Annotated in this window: 4 protein-coding genes; 3 read left to right on the top strand and 1 reads right to left on the bottom strand. The window is 71.0% G+C overall.

Features of this window, described 5'->3' with window-relative positions:
* The 3 genes from sctD to AC1D15_RS28755 form a co-directional block, all read left to right on the top strand.
* Nucleotides 1-929, top strand: a 929-nt coding sequence (gene sctD / locus AC1D15_RS28765) for a type III secretion system inner membrane ring subunit SctD (protein ID WP_477828706.1), incomplete at its 5' end; no start/stop codon positions are given.
* Between the two features lie 12 nt (nucleotides 930-941).
* Complete coding sequence (locus AC1D15_RS28760) at nucleotides 942-1,169, top strand: EscE/YscE/SsaE family type III secretion system needle protein co-chaperone (RefSeq protein WP_477828705.1); 228 nt, start codon at nucleotides 942-944, stop codon at nucleotides 1,167-1,169.
* 62 nt (nucleotides 1,170-1,231) lie between these two features.
* Nucleotides 1,232-1,465, top strand: a complete 234-nt coding sequence (locus AC1D15_RS28755) for a hypothetical protein (protein ID WP_477828704.1) — start codon at nucleotides 1,232-1,234, stop codon at nucleotides 1,463-1,465.
* Here the strand turns inward: AC1D15_RS28755 and AC1D15_RS28750 are convergent.
* Nucleotides 1,448-2,097, bottom strand: a 650-nt coding sequence (locus tag AC1D15_RS28750; RefSeq protein ID WP_477828703.1) for a hypothetical protein, incomplete at its 5' end; no start/stop codon positions are given. The genes AC1D15_RS28755 and AC1D15_RS28750 overlap by 18 nt on opposite strands.

The following is a 2,097-nucleotide window of genomic DNA, read 5'->3' as shown; positions in this document are numbered from 1 at the left end:
CGCTGGCGATGGGGCTGCTGCGCGACCCACCATCACCGGCCGATGCCGGCGCGGCGCATGCCGCCGTCGCAGCAGCGTCGGCGGTCGACGATGCCCCCTCGGCACCTGGCGGCGGGGCGTCCGAAGCAGCCAGCGCGGCGGCCGCCGCCTCGGCGCCCACGGCCGGTCCGCCCGCTGCGCTCACCGCGCTGTTGCAACGCCTCGCGCTCGACGACGTGCTCACCATCTCGCTGCAGCCGGGGGGCGCCTGGCGCATCAGCGGCTACCTGCCGACCGCGAAGGCCCGGACCACGCTCGTGAAAGCGGTGGAGGAACTGCGTCCGTCGCCCGAGCTGCAGGTGTTCGCGCAGGACGAGATGATCGTGGCCGCGCAGCAGGCGCTGATCGCGGCCGACCTGCCGGGCAGCCTGCGCTTCGTTCCCGGATCCGGCAGCGGCACGCTGAAGCTCGTCGGCGCGGCACGCGGCGAGGCGCTGGCCGACRCCGCCGCGATGACCGCGATCCGCCGTGTGCCCGGCCTGCACCAGCTGGAGGCCGAGGTGCTGATGCCCGAGGACCTGCTGGTGCGCCTGAAGGAAGAGCTGACCACCGCCGGCCTGAACCGCCGCGTCGTGTTCGCACGCGAATTCCCCGAGGTGGTGCTCACCGGCAAGCTGGTCGGCGACGACCTCGCCCGCTGGCAGGTTCTGTACGACAAGTTCCGCTCGAGCTTCGGCGACACGCTGCCGATCCGCGCCACCGTCGACGGCACGCCCCCGGTGCTGCCGTTCGTCGTGCAGGCGGTGGTCGGCGGCCCGTCGCCCTACCTGGTGACCGAGGACGGCATGCGGGTGATCCGCGGCGGCCGCATCGCCGGGCGCACGCTGACGGCGATCCAGGACGGCGAGCTGGTGTTCGAAGGCGGCGAGCGCGTTCGCTATGCACGATGACCCGAGGTGACGATGAAGCAAACCTGTTTCACGAGCGAACTCGAGGAGCGCCTCGCCCGCGACGAACGTGGCGAGTTGCGCACCGAGGTGATGACCCGGCTGCACGCGCTGCAAGCCCGGCTGCAGGCCGAGATGCGGCTGATGCACCCGCGTGAGCGCTATCTGCAACTCGAAGCGGCAGCCCATGCCGTGGACGCGGCGTTGCAGGTGATGCCGCGGCTCCAGGTCTGCGTGCCGTAGCGGCGCCCAGAAGATTCCCCCCCTCAACCCTGCCTTTCCAGGCAACTCAAAGGAATGACACCATGGCAGACTCAGACTCCAGCCTCACCGGATTCGCGACCAGCATGGGGACCGTGATCAGCACAAACATGGGCACTCTCGCGGACAAGGCCAAGAAGCTCGGCGACAACCCCTCTGTCACGGAGACGATACTGCTCCAGGTGGACGTGACCGGAATGACCTTGGTCGCGGAAGGAGCGGCCAACATCATGAAAACCTTCTGCGACAGCTGCAAAAACTCAGTGCAGAAGTTCTGACGTCAGCGCCAACGCCAGTGATTCGCGCGCCACCTGCAGCACGGCCGTGTGGTCGTCGTGCAGCGCATCGAGCTCGGCCAGCAGTTCGCGCAAGGCCGTCGTCTGCTGCAGTGCGCGCAAGGCCCCGGCGAACGCCAGCGCCGCGTGCCCCTGGGCCGGCTGCTCACCGCCCAGCCGGGCGCAGCGCCAGGCCTCCTCGCCCAGCGAACGCGCCTCGCGCAGCCGGCCCTGCTGCAGGCAGGCCTGCGACAGGCCGGCAAGCGGCACGGCGCGGGCCGATTCATGCAAGGTTTGCGCGATCGCGAGGCCCATCGCGTGATGGCGCTCGGCCGCAGCCCAGTCTTCGCCGATCGCCGCGAGGTGCCCGAGCGACGCGCAGGCATCGCGCAGCAGCAGGCGGTCGCCCGCCATCTCGACCTCGCGGCGCACACGCGCCATCGCGTCGCCTGCGTCCTCGTCGATGCCGCCATCGATCGCATCGGCGAGCTGGCCGGCGCCCATCACCTCCGCCCGCAGTCGCAGCTCATCGAGCCCGGCAGCCGCTGCGCACGCACCTGCCTCACGCGCGCGCAGCAAGGCCTGCCGCGGCCGGCCCTGCTGCGCGAGTCGCAGTGCGTGCAACAGGCCGGCCT

This window comes from Rhizobacter sp. P2_H2 (assembly GCF_056403375.1).
The sequence above is the reverse complement of the archived record's forward strand: the minus strand, read 5'-3'. Positions and strand labels throughout refer to the sequence as shown.

What these genes read in the sequence shown, in the direction of transcription:
- AC1D15_RS28760 (WP_477828705.1), top strand. Translation starts at nt 942, where the DNA reads ATGAAGCAAACCTGTTTCACGAGCGAACTCGAGGAGCGCCTCGCCCGC.
- AC1D15_RS28755 (WP_477828704.1), top strand. Translation starts at nt 1,232, where the DNA reads ATGGCAGACTCAGACTCCAGCCTCACCGGATTCGCGACCAGCATGGGG.